The sequence below is a fragment of the Campylobacter concisus genome, assembly GCA_002092835.1.
GTDB lineage: Bacteria > Campylobacterota > Campylobacteria > Campylobacterales > Campylobacteraceae > Campylobacter_A > Campylobacter_A concisus_K.
Genome location: LVWL01000019.1, coordinates 207,478 through 230,983, shown reverse-complemented (window position 1 = coordinate 230,983; position 23,506 = coordinate 207,478). Strand labels below are relative to the sequence as shown.

Annotated in this window: 20 protein-coding genes and 1 pseudogene; 20 read left to right on the top strand and 1 reads right to left on the bottom strand. The window is 39.1% G+C overall.

Annotation, left to right across the window (positions count from 1 at the left end; all coding sequences use genetic code 11):
- The first annotated feature begins 8 nt into the window (after positions 1-8).
- The 12 genes from A3835_05500 (at position 9) to A3835_05445 (ending at position 11,283) form a co-directional block, all read left to right on the top strand.
- The gene (locus tag A3835_05500) at positions 9-689 is read left to right on the top strand and encodes a Ni/Fe-hydrogenase, b-type cytochrome subunit (GenBank protein ORI07932.1); all 681 of its coding nucleotides are present in this window, start codon (positions 9-11) and stop codon (positions 687-689) included.
- Positions 689-1,231, top strand: coding sequence for a hydrogenase expression/formation protein (locus A3835_05495; GenBank protein ID ORI07931.1), 543 nt, complete (start codon positions 689-691; stop codon positions 1,229-1,231). The genes A3835_05500 and A3835_05495 overlap by 1 nt, the downstream gene beginning before the upstream one ends.
- Complete coding sequence (locus A3835_05490) at positions 1,228-2,700, top strand: hypothetical protein (protein ORI07930.1); 1,473 nt, start codon at positions 1,228-1,230, stop codon at positions 2,698-2,700. Before A3835_05495 ends, A3835_05490 begins: the two co-directional genes overlap by 4 nt.
- A complete protein-coding gene (locus tag A3835_05485; protein ORI07929.1) occupies positions 2,684-4,909 on the top strand; it encodes a carbamoyltransferase HypF in 2,226 nt (741 codons plus the stop codon). Before A3835_05490 ends, A3835_05485 begins: the two co-directional genes overlap by 17 nt.
- 45 nt (positions 4,910-4,954) lie before the next feature.
- Entirely contained in the window at positions 4,955-5,368 is a 414-nt protein-coding gene (locus A3835_05480) for a nickel responsive regulator (protein ORI07928.1), read from the top strand.
- A 401-nt stretch (positions 5,369-5,769) separates the two neighbouring features.
- On the top strand, positions 5,770-7,029 hold the full coding sequence (locus tag A3835_05475; GenBank protein ID ORI07927.1) for a hypothetical protein: 1,260 nt from the start codon (positions 5,770-5,772) through the stop codon (positions 7,027-7,029).
- On the top strand, positions 7,026-7,631 hold the full coding sequence (locus A3835_05470; GenBank protein ORI07926.1) for a hypothetical protein: 606 nt from the start codon (positions 7,026-7,028) through the stop codon (positions 7,629-7,631). Before A3835_05475 ends, A3835_05470 begins: the two co-directional genes overlap by 4 nt.
- Before the next feature lie 170 nt (positions 7,632-7,801).
- Positions 7,802-8,614 carry a hydrogenase accessory protein HypB gene (locus tag A3835_05465; protein ORI07925.1) on the top strand — a complete coding sequence of 271 codons (813 nt, stop codon included), beginning with the start codon at positions 7,802-7,804 and terminating at the stop codon, positions 8,612-8,614.
- Positions 8,614-8,853, top strand: a complete 240-nt coding sequence (locus tag A3835_05460) for a hydrogenase formation protein (GenBank protein ORI07924.1) — start codon at positions 8,614-8,616, stop codon at positions 8,851-8,853. The genes A3835_05465 and A3835_05460 overlap by 1 nt, the downstream gene beginning before the upstream one ends.
- Positions 8,853-9,941, top strand: a complete 1,089-nt coding sequence (locus A3835_05455; GenBank protein ID ORI07923.1) for a hydrogenase formation protein HypD — start codon at positions 8,853-8,855, stop codon at positions 9,939-9,941. Before A3835_05460 ends, A3835_05455 begins: the two co-directional genes overlap by 1 nt.
- Before the next feature lie 8 nt (positions 9,942-9,949).
- A complete protein-coding gene (locus A3835_05450; GenBank protein ORI07922.1) occupies positions 9,950-10,942 on the top strand; it encodes a hydrogenase expression/formation protein HypE in 993 nt (330 codons plus the stop codon).
- Positions 10,942-11,283, top strand: coding sequence for a hydrogenase nickel incorporation protein HypA (locus A3835_05445; GenBank protein ORI07921.1), 342 nt, complete (start codon positions 10,942-10,944; stop codon positions 11,281-11,283). The genes A3835_05450 and A3835_05445 overlap by 1 nt, the downstream gene beginning before the upstream one ends.
- A gap of 224 nt (positions 11,284-11,507) precedes the next feature.
- Here the strand turns inward: A3835_05445 and A3835_05440 are convergent, their stop codons facing one another.
- A complete protein-coding gene (locus tag A3835_05440) occupies positions 11,508-14,084 on the bottom strand; it encodes a hypothetical protein (GenBank protein ORI07995.1) in 2,577 nt (858 codons plus the stop codon).
- Here A3835_05440 and A3835_05435 point away from each other — a divergent pair.
- From A3835_05435 to A3835_05400, 8 genes and pseudogenes are all read left to right on the top strand, one after another.
- On the top strand, positions 14,047-14,991 hold the full coding sequence (locus tag A3835_05435) for an aminodeoxychorismate lyase (GenBank protein ID ORI07920.1): 945 nt from the start codon (positions 14,047-14,049) through the stop codon (positions 14,989-14,991). The two genes, A3835_05440 and A3835_05435, sit on opposite strands and share 38 nt — an antisense overlap.
- An 84-nt stretch (positions 14,992-15,075) precedes the next feature.
- A complete protein-coding gene (locus tag A3835_05430) occupies positions 15,076-17,250 on the top strand; it encodes an isocitrate dehydrogenase (protein ORI07919.1) in 2,175 nt (724 codons plus the stop codon).
- Between the two features lie 4 nt (positions 17,251-17,254).
- On the top strand, positions 17,255-18,148 hold the full coding sequence (locus A3835_05425; protein ID ORI07918.1) for a malate dehydrogenase: 894 nt from the start codon (positions 17,255-17,257) through the stop codon (positions 18,146-18,148).
- A gap of 8 nt (positions 18,149-18,156) precedes the next feature.
- Positions 18,157-18,468: a 2-oxoglutarate:acceptor oxidoreductase gene (oorD, locus tag A3835_05420; GenBank protein ORI07917.1), complete on the top strand. Its 312-nt coding sequence runs from the start codon at positions 18,157-18,159 to the stop codon at positions 18,466-18,468.
- Positions 18,465-19,595 (top strand): 2-oxoglutarate ferredoxin oxidoreductase subunit alpha, encoded by a 1,131-nt coding sequence (locus A3835_05415; protein ORI07916.1) that lies wholly within the window; start codon positions 18,465-18,467, stop codon positions 19,593-19,595. Before oorD ends, A3835_05415 begins: the two co-directional genes overlap by 4 nt.
- The gene (locus tag A3835_05410; GenBank protein ORI07915.1) at positions 19,585-20,430 is read left to right on the top strand and encodes a 2-oxoglutarate ferredoxin oxidoreductase subunit beta; all 846 of its coding nucleotides are present in this window, start codon (positions 19,585-19,587) and stop codon (positions 20,428-20,430) included. Before A3835_05415 ends, A3835_05410 begins: the two co-directional genes overlap by 11 nt.
- Entirely contained in the window at positions 20,427-20,978 is a 552-nt protein-coding gene (gene oorC / locus A3835_05405) for a 2-oxoglutarate:acceptor oxidoreductase (protein ID ORI07914.1), read from the top strand. Before A3835_05410 ends, oorC begins: the two co-directional genes overlap by 4 nt.
- 342 nt (positions 20,979-21,320) lie before the next feature.
- Positions 21,321-23,465 (top strand): annotated as a pseudogene (locus A3835_05400) (ligand-gated channel protein).
- The last annotated feature ends 41 nt before the right edge of the window (positions 23,466-23,506 follow it).

The following is a 23,506-nucleotide window of genomic DNA, read 5'->3' as shown; positions in this document are numbered from 1 at the left end:
GAGAGAATATGTCACATAAAAATGCTGACAGGATCAGCGAATACGAATTCTCCATCGGCGTTAGGCTGACACACTGGATTAGATTTGCAGCGATCACACTTTTAGTTGTGAGTGGCTACTATATCTCGTACGTTTTTGTGAGCCCAGAGATCACGAGCGAACCTACAAATTTTATGCAAGCAAAGTGGCGTATGGCTCACCAGATTGCTGGCTTTGTGCTAATAGCGGCGTTTATCTTTAAATTTTATCTATTTGTCTTTGATAAACATAGTAAAAAAGAGTGGATGAGTGTGGTTGATTTTCTAAATCCAAAAATTTGGATCGCACAGATCAAATACTATCTTTTTATGGGGCCACACCCACATTTAAGGGGTGTTTATAATCCTTTGCAGTTTGCCTCATACTTTTTCTTTTATCTTATTTTGACTCTTATTTGCCTAAGTGGTCTTGTGCTTTACGTTCATGTTTATCATGAGGGACTTGGCGGAGCGCTTTATGAGCCAGCGAGATTTTTTGAAGAGCTTATGGGCGGACTAGCAAATGTCAGAACGATACATAGAATTTGTATGTGGGTCATTATGATTTTTGTGCCGATTCATGTTTATATGGCAGTATTTAACGCTGTTAAAGGCAAAAATGGAGCGATGGACGCTATCGTTAGTGGCTATAAATTTGTAAAAGAACATTGATGAGAGTGCTGGTTCTTGGTATTGGCAACGTGATGTTTGCTGATGAGGGCATAGGTGTTCATTTTGTAAATTTGATGGCTAAAAACTATAAATTTACAAGTTCTAAAAACGAGCTTACTCTAATGGACGGGGGTACTTTAGCCCTCGCTCTAACTCACATCATAAGCGAATTTGACTATCTTATCGTCGTTGATTGCATTAGCGCAAATAGCGCAAGCGTGGGCGATGTTTATTTTTTCGACTTTCTAAACGTGCCAAATTTTATTAGTTGGGACGGCTCGGCTCACGAGATCGAGATGCTCCAGACCCTTCATCTAATGGATCTTGTGGGCGATAGACCTACGACAAAAATTTTAGGTATCGTTCCTAGCCGCATAGAATCATCAAATTTTAGCCTCTCAGATGAGGTTGTAAACGCTTCTGTAATTTTAGAAAAAACGCTGCTTGATCACTTAAAAGAGCTTGATTTTAAGTGTGAAAAGGTGGCAAATTTTACCCTAAATGATATCGTTGATGAATACGCTAAAAAAGGTTTAAAATGATACTTGCTTTTAAATTTACTTGCCACAAGGACGCTTCGTTTCTAGTGCCATTTTTACGCTTGCTTGCTGGTGATCTATCTCATAGTCTAAAGTGCAAAGATGATGAAATTTATCTAAAGGTAAGTGGCAATACCAGCGAGCTTGAGAGCGTGGCAAATAAAGCAAGTGCGCTCTTGCCATTTAGTCTTTTTATAAAGCACAGTGAGGTTTTGGCTGCAAGTGAGCTTGATGAAGATAGCAAGATAAATGAGATAAAATTTGGCGGCTTAACTCCGACTCAAGCGAGTGTCTTTTTGGCTAGCAAAAAGGCTATCTTAAATGAAAGTGGCGCGCTATGTGAGAGTAAATTTGAGGGCGAGATAACGCTTGGTAATTTTAATGAAAAGCTAAAAGCTTGCCTAAATTTATTAAAAGACAGGGGGATCGTTTGCGTAGAACAAGATGAAAATTTATATGAAATTTCTCTTGGCGTAAATTTTGACGCAAATTTTTTGATGCCTGTAAATTTAAAGCAGCTACCAAAAATTTTTATCGCCGATGATAGAGTTTTGACATTTCTAGCTAGCTTTGAAAAGCCACTTTTAGCTCTAAAAACCACAGCTATTTATAGACAAAATCACGAGGATGCGCCGCTATTTTTTGACGTGATGGCACCAAACGATCTTTTTCTTTATGCCATTTGTGAGAGGCTAAATAAAGAAAATTTTAGCTTTTTAAGCGTTAAAGTAAAGGAGCAAAAAAATGCTCTTTCAAGGCTTACTTTGCTTGAAAGTAGTGCAGTTTTAAGCCCATTTTTCTATGCAAAAAACGAGGAAATTGAGCTTAGTAATTTTGGCGATATAGCTTTGGGGCTAAAATTTAGCAAATTTAGCGATGATGAAATTTGCCTGCTTTCAAAATCAAGCAAAACGCAGCTTCTATTTTTGCCAAAATTTAGTAGCTTTGAAGAAATTTATGAGCTCATAAGAGCTGAGGAAGGCGGCGAAAGGCTACTTGAAAACTTCAGTAAAGAGCATACTTTACCAAGTGGTAAATTTAGCTCAAATGCTAGCTTTTTCTCGCTGTTTTGCATAGCTGGACGCTTGCTTGGTTTAAGCGATGACTTTAAAAAAGCAGGGGAGAATTTGCTATTAATGGCAGCTGATTTTAGCGGTCAAAAGGGCGTTAGGATCGATTACAAGATGAAAGATGACTTTGGTTTAGACGGGGTTAAGTTTGTAAAAAGTATCATTTCATTCATCCTTGCTGGCGCTGGAGAGAAGAATATCAGCTTTGGTTGCACCGAGTCTTTGGCACATTTTTTGAGCGATTTTAGCTATGAAAAACGAGATAAATTTAATATCAAAAATATTATTTTAAGCGGGGATTTATTTTACAATAAGGTAGTTAGCAACTTGATAAAAAAGCACCTAAACCCAAATATAAAAACAAATTTTGACCCCGGATTTGGCGTTGAGATTAAGCTTTAGATATGAGATCAAGGGCTTAGTTCAAGGCGTGGGCTTTAGACCTTTTGTCTATACTTCAGCGGATAAATTTAAGCTTGTTGGCGAAATTTACAACGATGACGAGGGCGTGAAGCTAAATTTTAGCGGCGAAGAGGCTAGCTTTTTGGCTTTTGAAAAGGAGCTCCATGAGAATCTACCAGCCCTTGCTAGGATCGATGAGCTACATAAATTTAAGATAGATCAAATTTATGAAAAGCTTGAGATCATCGCCTCAAAATCAGCCACCAAACAAGCGCCTATTTTGCCTGATTACGCACTTTGCGATGACTGCTTGCGCGAGTTTTATGACCCCACAAATCCACGCTACAAATACCCATTTATAAACTGCACCAACTGCGGGCCTAGATTTTCGATCATCAAAGCATTGCCTTATGACAGGGTAAATACGACGATGAACGAGTTTAAAATGTGTAAATTTTGCGAGAGCGAGTACAAAGATCCGCTTAATCGCCGCTACCACGCAGAGCCGATCTCTTGCCCAAACTGCGGGCCAAAGCTCTATCTGAAAGATAAATTTGGCAAAGTCTTGGCTAGCGAGAACGAAGCAGCCAAAGAGGCGGCTAAGCTCATAAACGAGGGCAAAATTTTAGCCATTAAAGGGCTTGGTGGCTTTCATTTGGTTTGTGACGCGACAAATGAAGCCACAGTTAGTGAGCTAAGAGCCAGAAAGCACCGCCCAAGCAAGCCTTTTGCACTGATGAGTAAAAATTTAGAAAACGCTGGAAAAATAGCTGAGATTTCAGAGGCGGAGGCTAGACTTCTTAGCTCAAATTTAAAGCCAATCGTCTTGCTTGAGGCAAAAAATGGCTCAAATATCGCAAAAAGTGTCGCTCCAAATTTAAACAAGCTTGGCGTCATGCTCGCATTTAGCGGCATACATCTTTTGCTTTTTGACTATCTCAAGCACGACATCATCGCAACTAGCGCAAACATCTCAGGCGAAGTTGTGATAAAAGATGAGAGCGAGCTAAGAGAAAAGCTAGGTGACGTCATAGACTTTTACCTTGATCACGACCGAGAAATTTACTCACCAAGTGACGATAGTATCGCATTTTGCGTTGGTGATGAAGTTGTTTTTACAAGAACGAGCCGTGGCTTAAATCCAAATTTCATTCATACAAATTTCAAGCAAAAAGGGACATTTTTAGCCCTTGGAGCGGAGCTAAAAAGTTCTTTTTGTATATACAAAGACGGCCTTTTGATGATTAGCCCGTATATCGGCGACCTAAAAAACGTGGCGACTTTTGATAGATTTAAAGATATTTTTACCCTTTTTGAAAAGACTTACAACCTAAAAATCGATAAAGTTGTAGCCGATCTGCATCCAAATTTTTTAAATACAAAATGGGCAAAGGATCAGGGCTTTGAGCTAGTTCATTTGCAGCACCACTACGCGCATTTGCTAAGTGTAATATTTGAAAACGATCTAGCAGATAAAAAGTACATTGGCTTTTGTTTTGACGGCACTGGATACGGGGAGGATGGCAAAATTTGGGGTGGCGAGGTCTTTAGGCTAGATAAAAAGAATTACGAGCGAGTTTATCATTTTGATGAATTTAGTCTATTTGGGGGCGAAAACAGCATCAAAAATATCTATCTAATCGCATATTCTATTATTTTAAAATACTCTCTTGAGGACGAAGCTGGTAAATTTTTAGTAAATTTTGATGAAAAAATACTTGCAAATTTTAAAAAAATGGAGCAAAAAGGATTAAACTTAGTAAAAACTAGCTCGGTTGGTAGGATATTTGACGCATTTGGGGCGATTATTTGTGGGCTTTTTCACTCTAGTTTTGAGGGCGAGAGCGGCATGAGACTTGAAACACTTTATGATAAAAATTTGGATGTGTGTTATAAATTTAGTCTAAATGCTGGAGTGATCTGCTTTAAAGAGGCCTTTAAAAATGCTTTAAAAGATGAACCAAGAGTGGCTGCAACGGCATTTATAAATGGTATAGCTAATATCATTTTTGAAATTTCTAAAAAAGAAAAAATGAAAATTTTACTAAGTGGTGGAGTTTTTCAAAATAAGACTTTACTTGAACTTATTTACAAAAAATTTACTAAAGCAAATTTGAAATTTTATATCAATAAAAAATTCTGTAGCAACGATTCTAACGTAAATTTAGGGCAAATTTATTATTTTTTATCCACATTTTCTAATAAGTGATGTATAATGATTATAAACGGTAATCAAACGAGAAAGGAGCAGAAAATGGATAGTGTTATACGTTTTAGTGTTTCTTTACCTAGTCAGTTACTAGACGAACTAGATAAAAAGGTTAGCGAACAAGGCTACGCTTCTAGGAGCGAATTTACGAGGGATCTGATCCGTGAAAAGATCGTAAATGATAGCTGGAAAGACGCTAATGAAGAGTTGATCGGTGTTTTGACGCTCATTTATGTGCATCATCACAACGATTTGGTGAATAAAAAAATGGATATCGAGCATGACTCTGATGTGAAAATAATCTGCACAAATCACGTACATGTCGATCATCACAACTGCTTAGAAACGATCTCTATAAGAGGAGAGGCAAGCAAAATAGAACGCTTTTCTGAGAGAATTGCTGGCTTAAAAGGTGTTAAATTTTCTAAACTTACAAAGGCAGCCGTTCCTAAATTTTAGCGTGCTAAAGTCTTTGAGGTGGTAGGAAATTTAGGAGTTTTTAGCAAGTATAGCAAGCAGCAGGTTTCTCATAGCTGCGTTGTTTATCACATTTGTCTTTCAAAATAGTTTTTAAGCGGTTTTTGTAGTTTTTGTAAATTTATATGGAGTTTTTGCCGATTTACTCGCGCAAACTCCATATCATTTGAATAAATGATAATTTGATGGTCATTTACTCTTTTTATTGAGCCTTGACTAAAATTTAAATTTCTAAAAAATTTTTAAACTCGTCCAAATATCTCTTCTTAGCATTTACGCTATATTTTTAATATAATAACAACAAAAATTTGATCCTTATTACCACATTTTTACGCTGGTTAATAGGCTTCTTATGTTTTAATGAGCTTGCAAAGGAGTTGTTATTGAACTTTTTAAATAGAATTTTTCTAGCAAAAGAGCTGGATCGGTGGCAAAGTGACGGTATAGTTGATAAGGAGACCGCTATAAAAATAGCAAATTTATACGACATCGACCCTGACGCTCACAGCGATAAGATGAGTTTTGTCCTAAAACTCGTAGCATATCTCTTTTTTGCACTAGCCTTTTTTACGCTTGTTGGTGCAAATTGGGAAGAGATACCAAGAATAGGACGTTTAGCACTTGTGTTGTTTGTACTTGGACTTGTAAATTTTGGTGGAATTTACTATCTCGCAAAGGAAAAGGAAAATCTATCAACGGCGATGTTTTTTCTTGGAAATTTCTGCTTTGGTGCGGCGATTGCACTTATTGCTCAAATTTATCACATTAGTGATGAGCCAAGCGGCGGTATTTTACTTTGGAGTATCGGAGCGTTTGCGGTTTCTTTTGCTAGTAAAAAAGGTGTGTTGGTGGCCCAAAGCCTTATTTTTGCGACGGTTTGGTTTTTTATGATAGCTTATCAGGGCGATTTTGGTTTTGGCTTTATCATTTTTATAGTACTTGGCGCATATACACTTTACAAAGACGACTCAAAATGGCTTGCTTTTGTGCTTTTTATAGATATCTTTATATACATCATTTCATTTTGTGGCTACATTAGTGGTCTTAGAGCGGTATTTGATTATGGATTTTTGTTTGGACTTCCGATGGTTGCGATCGTATCGCTATCTTATGCACTTTTACTTATTAGCATTTCGCCGCTACTAGATAAATTTAGAGTAGGGCTTGGCGCATTTGCAAAAGAATTTGGTAAAAATTTTGGCGTTTTTGTGTTGTTGCTTTGTCTGCTTTTATTTGAAGAAAGAAATTTATTTGAGGTTGGAGATGAAGAGCTTTGGTTTGTGAAGTCGTTTTTTAAAAGCAATTTTGGCTTTGTCTTTATCCTATTTAGTGTTGCTTATTTTGCACTATTTTTTAAAGAAAAAAACAAGAGTGGTTTGCTGCTTGGGGCACTGCTCGTGTCGTTGCCATTTATCTTTAGCTACGGTCCTGGCTACGCAAATATATTTTTTTCGCTCGCAAATATCATAACAGCTGCGGTTCTTATCAAAAAGGGTGAGTTAAAACTTGGTCTTTGTATGATATTTTTGGTTGCAGCCGCGAGGTATTTCCAACTCATAGGCGATTATATTGGTGCTACGGCGCTATTTATGGTGTTTGCTTTCATAGTACTAGTTGTCGCTAGAAAAGGACGTAAAAAATGAAGATAAAAGTATTAATAGTGGCTGTAGTTTTTCAAATTTTGCTTATTGTCATTATGCTTGGCTACGCACTTATGCCACTTTATTTTGGGCAAGAGGTAAGAGTGAGGGTAAATCTTTACGACCCAAGAGATCTTTTTCGTGGAAACTATGTTGATTTAAACTATGAATTTTCAAATTTTCATTCAAGAAATTTTGACGAAAATGATGAAGATAACCGCTATATCGACCAATACGATGAGAGAGTAAGAGATGGGGCTAGAGTTTATGCTGTTTTAAAGCCAGATGTTAATGGCACTTATAGCTTTGCTAAATTTAGTATACGCAAGCCAGAGAATGGAGTGTTTTTAGCTGGTAGATATGATGGCTACTCGCTCGTAAAATACGGCATAGAGCACTTTTATATGTCGCCTGATAGTGCAGCTAATACCGAAGATGAAATGAGAGAAGAGGATGTTCATGCGTATGCGATTTTGATGGTGATGGATAATGGCAAGGCTAGATTAAAAGATCTAATAATTCAAAAGAGTGCTGGAAAGAATAGTAAAAAATTATTTGGTGATGAAAATTTTGATAAGCTGGATGATATTAGGCAAAAAGAGTAAAGTAAATTTAGTCAAAGTATTTGTAAAAAATTCGCTTATATTTTAAATTTAAATGAAAATTTAAACAAGTTAATTAATTTTGATCTATTTGTAAAAAATCCTAAAAATTTAATTTTATTTTTAAATTTAAGAGTTAAAATCTCCATAAATTAATAAAAAAGGATAAAAAAATGTGCAAAGATTGCGGTTGCTCAATGGGTAATCACGCCCATGCCCACACTCATGTTGATGGCACTACTCACTCACACCCACACACTCACGATGGGCATACAGAGCATGCTCATGACGCACATGAGCATAGCCATGAGGCTCACGCACATCCTGTGCTAAATGAGAGTAAAACCATAGACGTGATAGAGAAAATTCTCTCTGAAAATGATAAAGAAGCTGCTCACAATAGAGCTCATCTTGATGAAAAAAAGATACTTTGTGTAAATTTAATGAGTAGTCCAGGGGCAGGCAAGACAACGCTTCTCGAGGCTACGATAAAGGCTGGTAAGTTTAAAATAGGCGTTGTTGAGGGCGATTTGGAGACAAATCAAGATGCCGACCGTATAGTAAAGGCTGGAGCAAAGGCTCATCAGATAAGCACAGGTCAGACCTGTCACTTGGATGCTTTTATGGTGCACGAAGGCCTCCATCACTTGCCACTAAATGAGCTTGACCTAGTCTTTATAGAAAATGTTGGAAATTTAGTCTGTCCTGCAAGCTATGACGTTGGCTCACATTTTAACGCTGTGCTTCTTTCAGTGCCAGAGGGCGATGATAAGGTGAGTAAGTACCCAGTGATGTTTAGAGCTGCTGACGTGCTTCTCATCACAAAAGCATCGCTCGCACTGCACTTTGACTTTGATATAGAGCGAGTGAAAAATGATGCTAGGAAGCTAAATCCAAAGGTTGATATCTTTGTGGTAGATAGTAAAACTGGTGAAGGTATTGATAAATGGATAAGTTATTTGGAATTTAAAAAAGAGCTAAGATAATGTGCCTCTCAATCCCTTCAAAAGTAATAGAAATAGATGAAAATAACGTTGCTACCGTTGAGACCTTGGGTGTTACTAGAAAGGTTAGCCTAGATCTCATCTCTGAAGAGGTAAAAGTTGGCGAATATGTGCTGATCCACGTTGGTTACGCTATGCAAAAGATCGATACGCAGTTTGCGCTTGAGAGCTTAGAGGTCTATCAAAAGATCGCTGATGATATGAACGCGGGGAAAATTTGATGGATCTTATCAATGACTTTCGCGATAAAAATTTAATCCTAGCCCTTTCAAAACTCATCCAAAAAGAGAGCGTAAAACCGCTAAATATCATGGAAATTTGCGGCGGCCATACGCACAGCATTATGAAATTTGCACTGCCAAGTTTAGTGGGAGAGCATATAAATTTCGTCCACGGCCCAGGCTGTCCAGTCTGCGTGATGCCAAAGAGCCGCATAGATGAGGCCTGTAAGCTAGCTAGCATGGATAATGTGATCTTTTGCACGCTAGCTGACATGCTAAGAGTGCCTGGCTCAAAGACAAGCTTGCAAAAGCTTCGCGGCGAGGGACACGATATAAGGGCACTTTACACGCCACTTGATGCATTAAATATCGCTAAACAAAATCCAGACAAAAAGGTCATATTTTTTGCGATCGGCTTTGAGACGACGACTCCGATGAGCGCAAATTTAGTTGAAAAAGTGGTGCAAGAGGGCATTAAAAATTTATACTTTCACATAAATCACGTGACCGTCCCAGCCCCAGTTAGAGCTATAATGAGCGACGAAAACGTAAGGATAGACGCATTTTTGGGACCAAGTCACGTAAGCGTTATCACTGGAAGTAAAATTTACAAAGAGCTAGCGAGCGAATTTAAAAGACCGATCGCCATTAGTGGTTTTGAGCCGCTTGACATCATGGCAAGTGTGCTAAATTTAGTCCGTCAGCAAAATGCAGGCACACATGAAGTCTACAACGAGTACGCAAGGGCTGTCAAAGAAGAGGGTAATGTTAGGGCAAAAGAGCTCATAGCTAAGTACTTTGAGCCGTGCGACTTTGTCTGGAGAGGCCTTGGCGAGATAGCACAAAGCGGCATGAAGCTAAGAGACGAGTTTGTCCACCTTGACGCTAGAGTGCAGTTTGACTGCAACGTAGAGAGCGCTGGTGAGAGTAAGGCTTGCATTTGCGGGCAAATTTTAAGGGGGCTGGCAAAGCCGACAGAGTGCAAAGTCTTTGGCAAGGTCTGCAACCCGCAAAATCCGATAGGATCGTGCATGGTCTCAAGTGAGGGTGCTTGTGCGGCATATTTTAAATACGCAAGAGTTGGTTAAGGAATTTAATGAAAAAGATAATGCTAAGCCACGGCGGCGGTGGCGAGGAGATGAACTCGCTTATAAACGAGACGATATTTAAAATTTTTGATAATGAAATTTTAAGGCAGAGCAACGACTCAGCGATACTAAATTTAAACGGCAAGATCGCATTTAGCTCCGATAGCTTTGTGGTAACTCCCATTTTTTTTAATGGTGGCGATATCGGCAAGATCGCAGCTTGCGGCACGATAAACGACCTAGCGATGGTTGGTGCAAGCGCTAAATACCTAAGCTGTTCGCTCATCATCGAAGAGGGGCTAAGTATAGAAGAGCTTGAGCGCGTGCTTGGCTCGCTTGCAAAAACTTGCAAAGAGAGTGGTGTGAGCGTAGTTTGCGGCGATACAAAGGTCGTGCCAAAGGGCAAATGCGATAAAATTTTTATAAACACAGCAGGCATCGGCGAAATAGTTTGCGAAGGCGTGGAGCTTAAAAAATTAAAGGCAGGGGCTAAAATTTTAATCTCTGGAGATGTTGGCAGACACGGCGGCGTGGTGCTAGCTGCAAGAGAAGAATTTGAGCTTGGACTTGATCTAAAAAGTGACTGCAAGAGCTTAAAAGAGGTTACTTTAAAGCTATTTAGCGCTGGCATAAAGCCGCAAACTATGCGTGATGCAACTAGAGGCGGACTAAGTGCAGTGCTAAATGAATGGGCTAAATTTGCTAAATTTGACATCTTAGTTTTTGAAGAAAATATCAAGGTCGCAGACGAAGTGATGGGCGTTTGTGAGCTATTTGGATTTGAGCCTTATGAACTTGCAAATGAGGGCACTTTTGTGATGGCTGTTGATGAGAGCGAGGCCGAGGACGCGCTTAAAATTTTAAGAGAATTTGATAAAAACGCGATGATAATAGGCGAGGTAATGGATGTTAAAAACGAGCGTGTCATCATCGAAAATGCCTATAAATCAAGAAGATTTCTCGAGCCGCCAAAGGGCGAGCTACTGCCAAGGATCTGCTAATGCATGAGCTTAGTATCGTTCAAAATTTAGTCAGCCTTTGTGAGAAAAATGCCGCCAAAGAAAATGCCAAAGAGATAAGCAAGATCGAGATAAAGGTTGGCCGTTTAAGTGGAGTGGAGCCACACTATTTAGAGAGTGCCTTTGATGTTTATAAGGCTGGTACGATCTGCGAAAATGCCGAGCTTGTGATAAATTTACAAGCTGTGGTTATTGAGTGCTTGGATTGCGGATTTGGTGGGGAACTTAGCGAAAATGACTTTACTTGTCCAAAGTGCAAGAGCCAAAATTTAAAGGTGACTGACGGAGAAGAGATGTATCTCATGCGTCTTGAGATGAAGTAAATTTTACATATTTTTATATGTAAAATTTCATGTTTTTTATCAAAATATTTTAATAGCACTAGTATTAAAAAAATAGCTACCAAAACCTTGATCTTTAGCTTTTGTATCCTTTTTACGCGCTTTGCGAGCCGAGGATAATATAAATAATTAAAAATGAGCGCCCACTCTTGGCTTTAGAAGCAGCCAATAATTTTTCTATAATTTCTGTGCGTTGCAGATTTAAACTACTCAAATATCAAAAACGGAGCCTGAATCACGTTTCTTATGATCTTCAGTGGTGAGAGCAGGGCATCTTGCAAGATCTGCGTCGAGTATTCTGGCTTTTCAGTCGTGCCGCGTATGGCGATGACGGTTGAGAGCGAGCGGTCTTTGCCAAGGATGATTTGGTTGATAAGTGGGATCTTGTCGATGATGCCGCTTGCGTCTTTTAGTATCTTTAGCTCAAGGTCGATGTTTATCTTTTTGCTCTTTAGATCGATAGTGCCACGTCCGCCGATATCTGCGCTCGTGCCTATCATCTCAATCGCTAAAAACTCGATCACGTCGCCTTTTCTAGTAAGTAAAATTTTGCCGTTTTTAACAGTAAAACCTTTGTCGTTAAAGTCAGGCGTTTTAAAGCTAAGAAGCGACGGCACCGAGTTTAAAAAGCTTAAAAGCCTTTGATAAAAGATATAGTCTTTTAGATACGTGCCAAAAAATCTCACCTCAGCCTTGAAATTTTTAGAGTTTTCTCCAAGCATTTTTAGGCGAAATTTACCGCCCTCAAAGCTCTTGATGCCAAAAAGGTCGTTGATAAATTCGCCGCTTATATCAGTTGCGTCTAAATTTATGCTTTTCTCATCGCTAAAATATCCAACTCTACCTTGCTTTGCTAGCCCATTTAGCGAGGTGCTTTTGCCTTTTTTCTCGGCGCTAAAGCTAGCAAATGGCAAGGTCTTGTTTAGATCCCTTAAAATAATATCGCCATTTTTTGCTAAAAGCTCAAGCGGTGTGCTTTGCTCGCTGGTTTTGTTATCGTCAAGCACTAGCAAATTTAGATCTTTGGTTTTTACGTTTATGGCTTTTTCTTTTATGTCTAGGCTTAGCTTTTTGCTTGCGCTATCTACCTTTACGCCAGCTTTTGAGACTAAAATTTTAAGATCATCGTTTTCATATTTTGAACCATTTTTATCTAAAAACGGCAAATCAAAGTTTGCCTCTTTGGCAAAAATTTCAAGATCAGTAAAATCCTTACTTTTTATACTAAGTTCATCAAAACCATGCACGCCGTTTTGCTTTAAAACAGGCGAGTTCTCTATGAAAAATTTACTATTTTTTGTTGATATTTTACTTTCACTGCCAAAGCTCATATCAAGCCCAAATGGCTCTATCTTAAGCAAAGTTTCACCAGCCTTGCTAAAGTCCAAAAATGCGCTAAATGGCTCATTTTTAAAGGTTAAAATTTCATCATTTTTCTCTTTTAGATCAAAGCTTTCTATCGCGCCTTTTATCTCGCCAGTACTTTTTTGTAAATTTATATCGGCCTTGGCATTTGCCTTAAAAAAGTCAAGTCCAAAGCCAGTAGCATCGATGCTTAAATTTGTCGTATTGATGAGCTTTACAAAAGCGCTTTTAGCGTTAAATTTACTCCCAGCAATCTCTAAAACTGCATCACTTAGCTTAAATTCTCCATTTGCAATGACGCTTTTTTCGTCAAAATTTTCTAAGCTTTTCTCATCAAGTTTTATTAAAATTTTTAAGCTAGCATCCATTTTTCCGCTAAGCTGTTTTACTGGCACGATGATCTTATAGGCTTTTAATATCTCGTTTATAGCTTCATCATAAATTGATTTTGTCTTTATAAAAAGCTCTAAATTTGCGCTTTTTTCATCAAAGATATTATTTATCGCAACGCTTGAGCCATCAAGTTTTTTGCCCTTGTAAATAGGCGAAATAAGATCAAATTTAAGCTTTGAGTTTTTAAGCGTGATATTTGCCTCGCCTACATTTACGGCCGGCAAGCTTTTTTCAAATTTAACGAGCAAATTTTTAGTATTTGCGGTGGCATTTAGATCATTTAGATAAAAGTTATTTTTGGCTAGATCAGCCTTGCCATTTATCTCTTTAAGCTCGTAATCATCAGCAACGATGTATCCATATATCCAGTTTTTAACTTCACTATTTAGCTCTATGCGTCTATCAAGCTCATCAATGAAGTTTTTAATACTTCCAGCCTCGACATCGTAAGCTTTGTAGGTTAAAAATGTATCTTTTAGAGCAAAATTTAGCTTACCGTGCAGCTCATGAGAGGTGAAATTTCCCTCAAATTTATAGTCATTTTTATCAAAATCTGCACTCCCTTCGCCGCTAATGCTCACGTTAAAATCCTTAAAGCTTAAATTTCTAACGCTAAAAAGATCTATTCCATCTTGCTGTTCGTTTTGGAATTTAATGTCTACATTTAAATAAGGGCTATCAACAAAAAATATATCATCTAAAAATAGAATTTTTAGTTTAAAATCATCTCCTATTTGCACATTTTCAAGTGAAATTTCTTGAAAAATCGTATCTATAAAATCTACGCTTTTACTAAGATTTAAAAGGCGCTCATCGCTGCTTTTTTGCTTACTCTCTTTCTTAAAATTTGGGAGCTTTATCTGCTTTGCTCTTGCAATTATTTTTTTATCTAATTTTATATATAATTGCTCCAATTTTACGCCGTAAAACTCGAAATCGTTAATTTTTATGCCGTATTTTAAAAGTAAGATAAATGAAAGAATCAAGATGATAAAAAATTTTATAAAAAAGCCATATTTAGACATTTTTTTTGATATCGTAGCCATCATTTTCCTAAGTATTTTTGTCTATTTGGCACGCCCTATAAACACAAGCAAGGTCGTTTTTATACCAAAGGGAAGTGTGGGCGAGATTATATCTTATTTAGCTAATCGCAACTTTAACTTAAGCGTGATAGACAAGTATGCCATACTTTTTATCGGCTCTCCGCAATCTGGCTGGATAGAGATCGGTCAAGATAAAATTTCAAGGGTTGATTTTTTAAAAAAACTCGCAAAGTCAAAAGCGGCTTTAACCGAGATAACGCTAATACCAGGCGAAACGACTATCGTTTTTTTAAACCAGATCGCCGCCCAGCTAGGACTTGATCCCGTTAAACTAAATAGCGAATATAACGCCCTTGCTCCAGTGAGTGATGGCTTTTTGATGCCAAATACATATAAAATTCCAATAGGCATCAGCGAAAGGCACCTTGCTTTTTATCTTGTAAATTCATCAATAAAGGCTCAAAGCGAGATCAGCAATAAAATTTTTGGCGAATACAACGAGAAGAAATGGTTTAAAATTTTAACGATCGCTTCGATCATCCAAAAAGAGGCTGCAAACGACGCTGAGATGCCACTAGTTGCTTCAGTTATATATAACCGCCTAAATAAGGGCATGAGGCTACAAATGGACGGTACACTAAACTATGGAATTTATTCACACGATGTGATCACGGCTGAGCGCATAAGAAGCGATATGAGCGAGTTTAATACATATCTAAACGACGGCATTCCGCCAAGTCCAGTCTGCTCGGTCTCGATAAGTGCGATCAAAGCAGCGATAAATCCTGCAAAGAGCGATTATTTATACTTCGTGCTTGACAAAAAGGCGAAAAAACACATTTTTTCAAAAACCTTAAGCGAGCACAACCAAAATATAGGAAAATAGAGCTAGAATTTGCGGCAAATGCCTAAAATACAACGAATTTTAATAAAGAAAGTGATAAATTTTAAAAAAACTAAAAGGGCTAAAATGAGTGACATTATCTGGACCAAAACCGACGAAGCGCCGCTATTTGCAAGCTACTCTCTCTTTCCTATCGTAAAGAGCTTTTTATCTCGTGCTGACATTAGCATAACAAGGGCCGATATTAGCCTAGCTGGGAGAATTTTATCTCTTTTTAGCAAAGAGCTTGGACTAAATAAGGCTGATGAGTTGGAGCTTTTAGGCGAACTGACCAGTCACAAAGAGGCAAATATCATAAAACTACCAAACATTTCAGCCACGCTCGTTCAGCTAAAAGCAGCGATAGAGGAGCTTAGAAGCAAAGGCATAAATGTGCCTTTTTATCCAGATGAGATCATCACGGATTACGACGAAGAGATTGCTAAAAAATACCAAAAAGTGTTAGGAAGTGCAGTAAATCCAGTCCTAAGACAAGGAAACTCAGATAGAAGGGTCCTGCCTCCTGTAAAAGAATTTGCCAAAAAACATCCACATAGCAACGGTGACTGGAACAAGGCAAATAAAGCTAAAATTTGCTACATGCAAAAGGGCGATTTTTATGAAAATGAGCACTCAATAATCGCTAGCAAAGATGAGAAATTTTATATAAATTTTGTGAATACAGAGGGTAAAAAAGAGCTTTTAAAAGAGCTTGCCGTACAAAGTGGCGAGATCGTCGATGCTACATTTTTAAGCGTAGATGAGCTAGATAAATTTTATGAAAGCTGTTTTGATGAGGCAAAAAAAGAGAATTTGACCTTGAGCCTGCACCTAAAATGCACGATGATGAAAGTTAGTGACCCAGTCATCTTTGCTCACGCGATAAAAAGCTATTTTAAAGAGGTTTTTGAACTATTTGACGAAGAGTTTAAAGCTCACGGCGTGGAGGCTAAAAACGGCTTAAAAGATATGTTTTCTAAAATTTCGCAGCTTAAAAATAAAGATGAAATTTTGACTAAATTTGATGAAATTTTGAGCAAAAAGGCAAAAATTTGGGCGTTAAATGAAAATGCTAGCAACTTTGATGTGCCAAATGACGTTATTATCGATGCCTCCGTGCCTGCGCTCATTAGAAACTCTGGCAAGGTAAAAGATAGAAGCGGCGAGCTAAATTTCTCGCTTTGTATGATCCCAGATAGAACTTACGCTAGGGTTTATGAGGCCTGCGTGACGGACTTTAAAGAGCATGGTGCGCTTGATGTGAGCAGCATAGGCAGCGTAGCAAACGTGGGGTTAATGGCTAAAAAGGCCGAGGAATACGGCAGCCATGATAAGACTTTTATCGCAAAAGAGGACGGAGAATTTGTAGTTTTTGATGAGGCTGGCAAGAGCGTCTTTAAATTTAGCGTCAAAAAGGGCGACATTTTTAGGATGACACAGGCTAAGGAAGACGCGATAAATGCGTGGTTTGAGCTTGCTTTAAAAAGAGGCGAAATTTCAAAAGATGAGCTTATATTTTGGTTAGATAGCAGCCGTGCACATGATAGAAATTTGATAGCTAAATTTGAAAAATTTAGAGATAAATTTGTTAGAGCTGGCGTTAAATTTGAAATTTTAAACTACGAGCAAGCGACTACAAAAACGCTTAGCTTGATAAGAGCTGGCAAAAACATCATAAGCGTAACTGGTAACGTTTTAAGAGACTATTTAACCGATCTTTTCCCGATCTTTGAGTTAGGTGGTAGCTCGAAAATGCTCTCAGTTGTGCCGCTACTTGCTGGTGGAGCGATGTTTGAAACAGGCGCTGGTGGAACGGCCCCAACGCTTGTAAAAGAGCTAAAAGAGAAAAATCACTTACTTTGGGATAGTCTCGGCGAGTTTTTAGCGCTTAGTGCTTCGCTTGAATATCTAGCATTTGCTAAGCAAAAAAAAGAGGCAAAAGAGCTAAGTGACGCGCTAAATAGAGCGGTTGCTAGCTATCTAGATGAAAATAAAACGCCAAACGCCACTCTTGATACTAGGGAGTCACACTTCTGTCTAGCGCTATTTTGGGCAAGAGAGATGGCAAAAAGTGGCGGGATTTTAAGTAAAATTTTTGAAAATTTAGCAGACGAGCTAGAGAAAAATGAGAATGAGATTTTAAAAGAGATAAGACAAAATGATGGTGCAAGCGTGGAATTTGGCGGATATTATTTGCCAGATGAAGTGAGGGCAAATGAGGTCATGAGACCAAGTAAAATCTTAAATCAAATAATAGGATGAGAAAATGAAAATAAGTATAGTTGGAGCAGGAAACGTCGGTGCAAGTATAGCTTATGCGCTTTGTATGAGGGAAGTTTGCGATGAGATCGCGCTTGTAGATATATTTGGTAACGTGGCACGCGCAAAGGCTATCGATCTAGCGCAGTCAAGCTGCGTTTTTAATGCTAAAACTACCGTTTGCGGTAGCGATGACTTTATGCTAATAGAGGGCAGTGATATCGTAGTGGTAACTGCTGGAAGCCCAAGAAAAGAGGGTCAAACAAGAGAGGATTTGCTTCTTAAAAATGCCGTCGTTGTAAAACAAACAGCTCAAAATATCGCAAAATTTGCACCAAATGCGGTGATAATCGTCGTGACAAATCCGCTTGATGTGATGGTCTGGACGGCTCATAAATTTAGTGGTTTTAGTAAAAATAAAGTGATCGGCATGGCTGGTGAGCTTGATGGCGCAAGATGTAGATATGAGCTAGCGCTTCTAAAAGACAAGGACGCAAAAGGGCTAAAGACAAAGATAATTGGCGCTCATAACGACGAGATGATCGTATCTACTAGTAATATCAGCGAAAATTTAAACGAAAATGAGCTAGCAACTCTTAAAAAAGAGACAAGCACAGGTGGAGCAAAGATCGTTAAGCTCCTTGGCACTTCAGCTTACTATGCACCAGCAGCTGCTGTTGTGAAGATGTGTGAAGCGATCATGGGCAAGAGTGATGAAATTTTAAGTGCTAGCGTGCTTCTTGATGATGAGCTAAGTTGCGGCAGGCTAGTAAGGCTTGGACGTGAGGGCTTAAAAGAAATTTTAGAGCTAAATATAAATGAAAGTGAGCAAGAGCAGCTAAGTAAAAGCGAAGCTGATATTAGAAAAAACATTAAATTTTTAAAAGAAAATTTGGATTAGGAATATAGATGATAATAAAAGAAAATGTACCTGTTTGGGTCGATGAGAGCAGGTGTAAAGCCTGTGATGTCTGTGTGAGCTACTGCCCAGCAGGCGTGCTAGCGATGAGGCTTGAGCCAAAAGCGGTGCTTGGTAAGATGATAGAGGTCGTCTATGCTGACTCATGCATAGGCTGTCGCGACTGCGAGCTTCATTGTCCTGATTTTGCCATTTATGTGGCTGAAAAAGGCTTTAAATTTGCAAAACTAACGCCTGAGAGCAAAGAGCGAGCTGCTGCCGTAAAGGCAAATAAATTTGCAAAGCTTGGAGAGAGCGCATGAGAGAGCTAGTATCAACTGGAAATGCCCTAGTAGCAAGGGCTGCTGTCGAGTGCGGCTGTAACTTCTTTGGCGGATATCCTATCACTCCAAGCAGTGAGATCGCCCACGAGCTAAGCGTGCTTTTGCCAAAACATGGCGGTACATTTATACAAATGGAAGATGAGATAGCTGGAATTTCAGTAGCACTTGGCGCAAGTGCAAGCGGCGCTAAAGCGATGACAGCAAGCTCCGGACCTGGAATTTCACTAAAGGCTGAGCAAATAGGCCTTGGCTTTATCGCTGAGATACCGCTCGTCATCGTTAACGTCATGCGTGGTGGCCCTTCAACTGGCTTGCCAACCCGTGTCGCACAAGGCGATATCTTGCAGGCTAAAAACCCAACTCACGGCGATGTAAATATGATCGTCCTTGCCCCAAGTAGCCTAGAAGAGTGCTACACGCAGACCGTGCGTGCCTTTAATCTCGCAGCTAGGTTTATGACGCCAGTCATGCTGCTACTTGATGAGACGATAGGGCACATGCAAGCAATGGTGCGTTTACCTGAGATTAGCGAGCTAGAAATTTATAAAAGAAAAGAATTTAACGGCGAGCCAAAAGAGTATAAACCTTACGAGGCCGCGCACGACGAGCCAGCCACGCTAAATCCTTTCTTTAAAGGCTACCACTACCATATAACTGGGCTTCATCACGGCGCTACTGGCTTTCCAACAGAAGATGGCAAGATCGTTGAATACTCGATGAATAGGCTGTTTAACAAGATAAATTTACACACTGATGAGTGCGAGAAATTTGAAGAGTTTATGCTTGATGGCGCTGAAATTTGCATCATTGCTTTTGGTAGCGTGGCGCTTTCAGCCAAGCAAGCGATCTTAAATTTACGTGAAAAAGGGCTAAAAGTTGGGCTATTTAAGCCACTCACGCTTTTCCCAGCTCCAGCTAAAAAGCTAAAAGAGATCTCGAACAAATTTAGCAAAATTTTAGTCTGCGAGCTAAATTTAGGCCAGTATAGCGGCGAAATTTCAAAGATCATCTTAAGAGATGACTTTGCAAAACTGCTAAAAGCAAACGGCAGACCGATAAGCCCAAGCGAGATCGAGGCAAAGATAGGAGAAATTTATGGCTTTTAATTATGATAAATATTTACGAACAGACAAAATGCCTACTCTTTGGTGCTGGGGCTGTGGCGATGGCGTCATACTAAAGGCGCTCATCCGCGCGATCGACACTATGGGCTGGGACATGAACGACGTTTGTGTGGTCTCAGGTATAGGCTGCTCTGGCCGCTTTAGCGGATATCTTGACTGCAATACCATCCACACAACTCACGGTAGAGCCGTAGCCTACGCCACTGGCGTAAAGATGGCAAACCCAGATAAGCACATCATCGTAGTAACTGGCGATGGCGACGGGCTAGCGATCGGAGGTAACCACACGATACATGGATGCCGCCGAAATATCGGGCTAAATCACATCCTAATAAACAACTTTATCTATGCACTAACCAACTCGCAAACCAGCCCAACCACGCCAAAGGGCATGTGGACGGTCACAGCGCAGTATGGCAACATCGATCCTAGCTTTGACGCCTGTAAGCTCGCAACCGCCGCAGGTGCTAGCTTTGTCGCGCGTGGTAGCGTCATCGAGCCAGAGAAGCTTACAAAGCTCTTTGTAGAGGGCTTTAGCCACGATGGATACAGCTTTTTTGATGTATTTTCAAACTGCCACATAAATTTAGGTCGCAAGAACAAAATGGGCGAGGCGGTGAAAAATTTAGAGTGGATAAAAGGCCGCACAACGAGTAAGGTCAAATTTGACATGCTAAGCGATGAGGAGAAAAAGGGCATTTTCCCACTTGGTGTGCTACATAAAGATGATGAAAAGATCGAATACACCAAGGCTTACGACATGGTAAGAAAGGCTGCTATGAGCGGTGAAGCGATAGATTTTAAGGAGCTAGCATGAAGTCACAATTAAGATTTGTCGGCGTTGGCGGACAGGGCGTTATACTAGCAGGCGAGATTCTCTCAGCTGCTAAGATAAAGGCAGGCGGATACGGTGTTAAAGCCTCTACCTACACATCTCAGGTGCGTGGCGGTCCAACAAAGGTCGATATTATCCTTGATGAGAAAGAAATTTTATACCCTTATGCAAACGAGGGCGAGATAGACTTTATGCTTGCTACCGCGCAGATAAGCTACAACGCCTTTAAAAGCGGCGTGAAAGAGGGCGGTGCGATCGTTGTCGAGCCAAATTTGGTAAAAGTAAGCGATGAAGACAAAAAGCGCTGGAAAATTTACGAAATTCCTATCATCTCTATCGCAAAAGACGAGGTCGGAAATGTCATCACTCAAAGTGTTGTCGCCCTTGGCGTGGCGGTGGCTATGAGTAAATGTATGGATGAAAATTTAGTGCGTGAAGAGATGCTAGCAAGCGTGCCAGCTAAGGTCAAAGAGGCAAACGCCAAAGCTTACGAGCTAGGCCTAAAATACGCAAAAGAGCTTTTAAAATAAATTTTGGCTAATTTTTAGCCAAAATTCTACTATAAACAGAAAAATCAGCCTTTATTATATTTTTATCAATTATTACTTTTCTTAAAATTTTAAGCATCACTTATCGATATAAAAGATTATATTTATAGTATTTATTTATCTTATCAAAGCTATGAAATTTTTAAAAGTTGTTCTCATAATGCCTTATTTTAGCTTTATTAAATAAAATGTATTTTTAAATATTTAATAAATTAATAAATTATATTTAAGATTTGTTTTAGTAATATTTCAGACGTAAAATTTTTATAAAAGGAGTAAAAATTGAGTTACAAAATCTCGGTTGCAACATGTGCTGCACTTTTGATGTGCAGTGGTTTTTTAAGCCAAGTTTTTGCTGTGCAAACGACAAAGCTTGAGGGTGTCGAAGTAAATTCAGTCGGTGACAACATCAGCGAGAGCGGCATCGATGAAGGAATTTTAAACAAAAGAGTGGCAAGCGGTCCTTTGGCTGACAAAAAAGTTATAGATATGCCTTATCAAGTAAATACGATCTCAAAAGAGGTTCTTGATAACCAAGGTGTTCAAGGTTTTGAAGAAGCAGTTAGATACTTCCCTTCAGCACAAATTCAATATCGCGGTGGTGGCGATGTTGGTCGTCCGCAAACTCGCGGTTTTCAAGGCTCAGTTGTAGGTAACGTCCTTTGGGATGGCTTTTATGCTGCATCAACAACGGCTATACCTATGGCGATGTTTGAAAGCCTTCAAGTGCAAAACGGACTTGCTGGCTCACTTTATGGTGGTGCTACACCTTCTGGATATTTCCTCTACTCTCGCAAGCGCCCAGTCCCACTTCAAAACGTTATCTGGACTTATTACAGCTCAAGGTCAAATCTGGGCGTAGGTCTTGATACTTCAAACAAATTTGAAAAAGTTGGATATAGAGGCGTCTTTTACTAGTCAGGCGGTGAAAAGAATGCCAAAGATAGTAAATTCTCTCGTCGCCTAGTCTCATTAGGACTTGATTTTTACCTTACAGAAAATTTAACACTTGAGACAAACTTTAGCCATTACGAGCATAAAAACTAAGGTATGCCAGGTGGATTTAGTATGCCATTAACAAACGGAGTGGCAAATTTTGATGTACCAAGCCCTGCAAAAGATACCAAAAGAGGGCTTGAGCAAACATTTGGTGGTAATCACCTAAAAACAACAACAGCTCGCGTAAAACTAAAATACGCTCCAACAGAGAACTGGTACTTTGAAGAAGGTGGCTATCAGTGGCAAAAGGCTATCAGAGATATGTATGGCACCGATGGAAAATTCTTAAATCAAAATGGAGATTATGAAGTTACTAAAAGCGGTGGCAGTGGTGCATCTGGCAGATTTGATGTAGACAGCTGGTTCTTAAAAGGGTTGACAAATTTTGAAACAGGTCCTTTATCGCATAATTTTGCCGTAGCTACAAATGGATTTCGCTGGACTATTTATAGTGCTAGAAATAGTGGCGGTAGAGCAAATCTCGGCACGTCAAATTTGTATAACCTAAGAATCTTTAACGATCCACATGTGGCAAAAGGAAGTGGTAGATATAAAAGTAGTAGTAGTGATATGAAAAATATTTCTGTTGTTGATGACATTAAATTTAATGACTACTTTAGCACGATCTTATCAGTTTCAAGAAGCTGGTTTACAAGCTATAAGCTAGATCCATCTAAAGAGAAAAACTATGATAAAAGTGGCTTTAACTACGGTGTAAGCCTTGTCTATAAGCCAGTTTAAAATGTAAGTCTTTATACTACTTATGCAGATAGTATCTCAAATGAACAATCAACTTATACTTTTAGAAGAGGACCTAGAGCAGGCGAGACTTTAACGGTAGAACCTATTAGAAGCAAACAATATGAGATCGGTGCAAAAGCTAGACTAGGTGAGCTTGATCTATCAGCTGCGATATTTGAGATCAAACGCCCGGTAGCATATCTAGTCGGTAGCGGAGCAAATGCAGAGTATAAAATTCAAGGCACACAAAGAAACCGCGACTTTGAGCTAACTACTGGTGGAAAGCTTGTTGATACTTTAAGTATGTATGGTGGCTTTACACTTCTTGATGCTAAGATAAAAAATGCTAAAGATGGCGTGTCTGAAGGCAAAACAGTTATCGGTGAGCTAAAATTTCAAGCAAATGTCTTGTTTGACTACGCAGTTCCTAGCACAAATAAACTTGCATTTACAACAAATTTCCACTATACAGGCAAACGCTACATCGACAATGCTAACACTCATAGTGTAAATAGCTACTTCACAACCGATATTGGAGCTAGATAAACTACAAAAACTTGGCTAGGCAAAGAGACAACTATAAGATTTAACATAAATAACCTCTTTGATAAAAAATACTGGGCAGGAATGTTTCCTTCTGACGTAGATGGAGCGATTGTTGGATGCGGAACCTCACTTTTCTTAGGACAAAGCAGAACCTTCATGTTCTCAGCTCAAGTTAAATTCTAAAAACCAAAGCCAAATTTATTTTGGCTTTAGGCTCTTTAAAT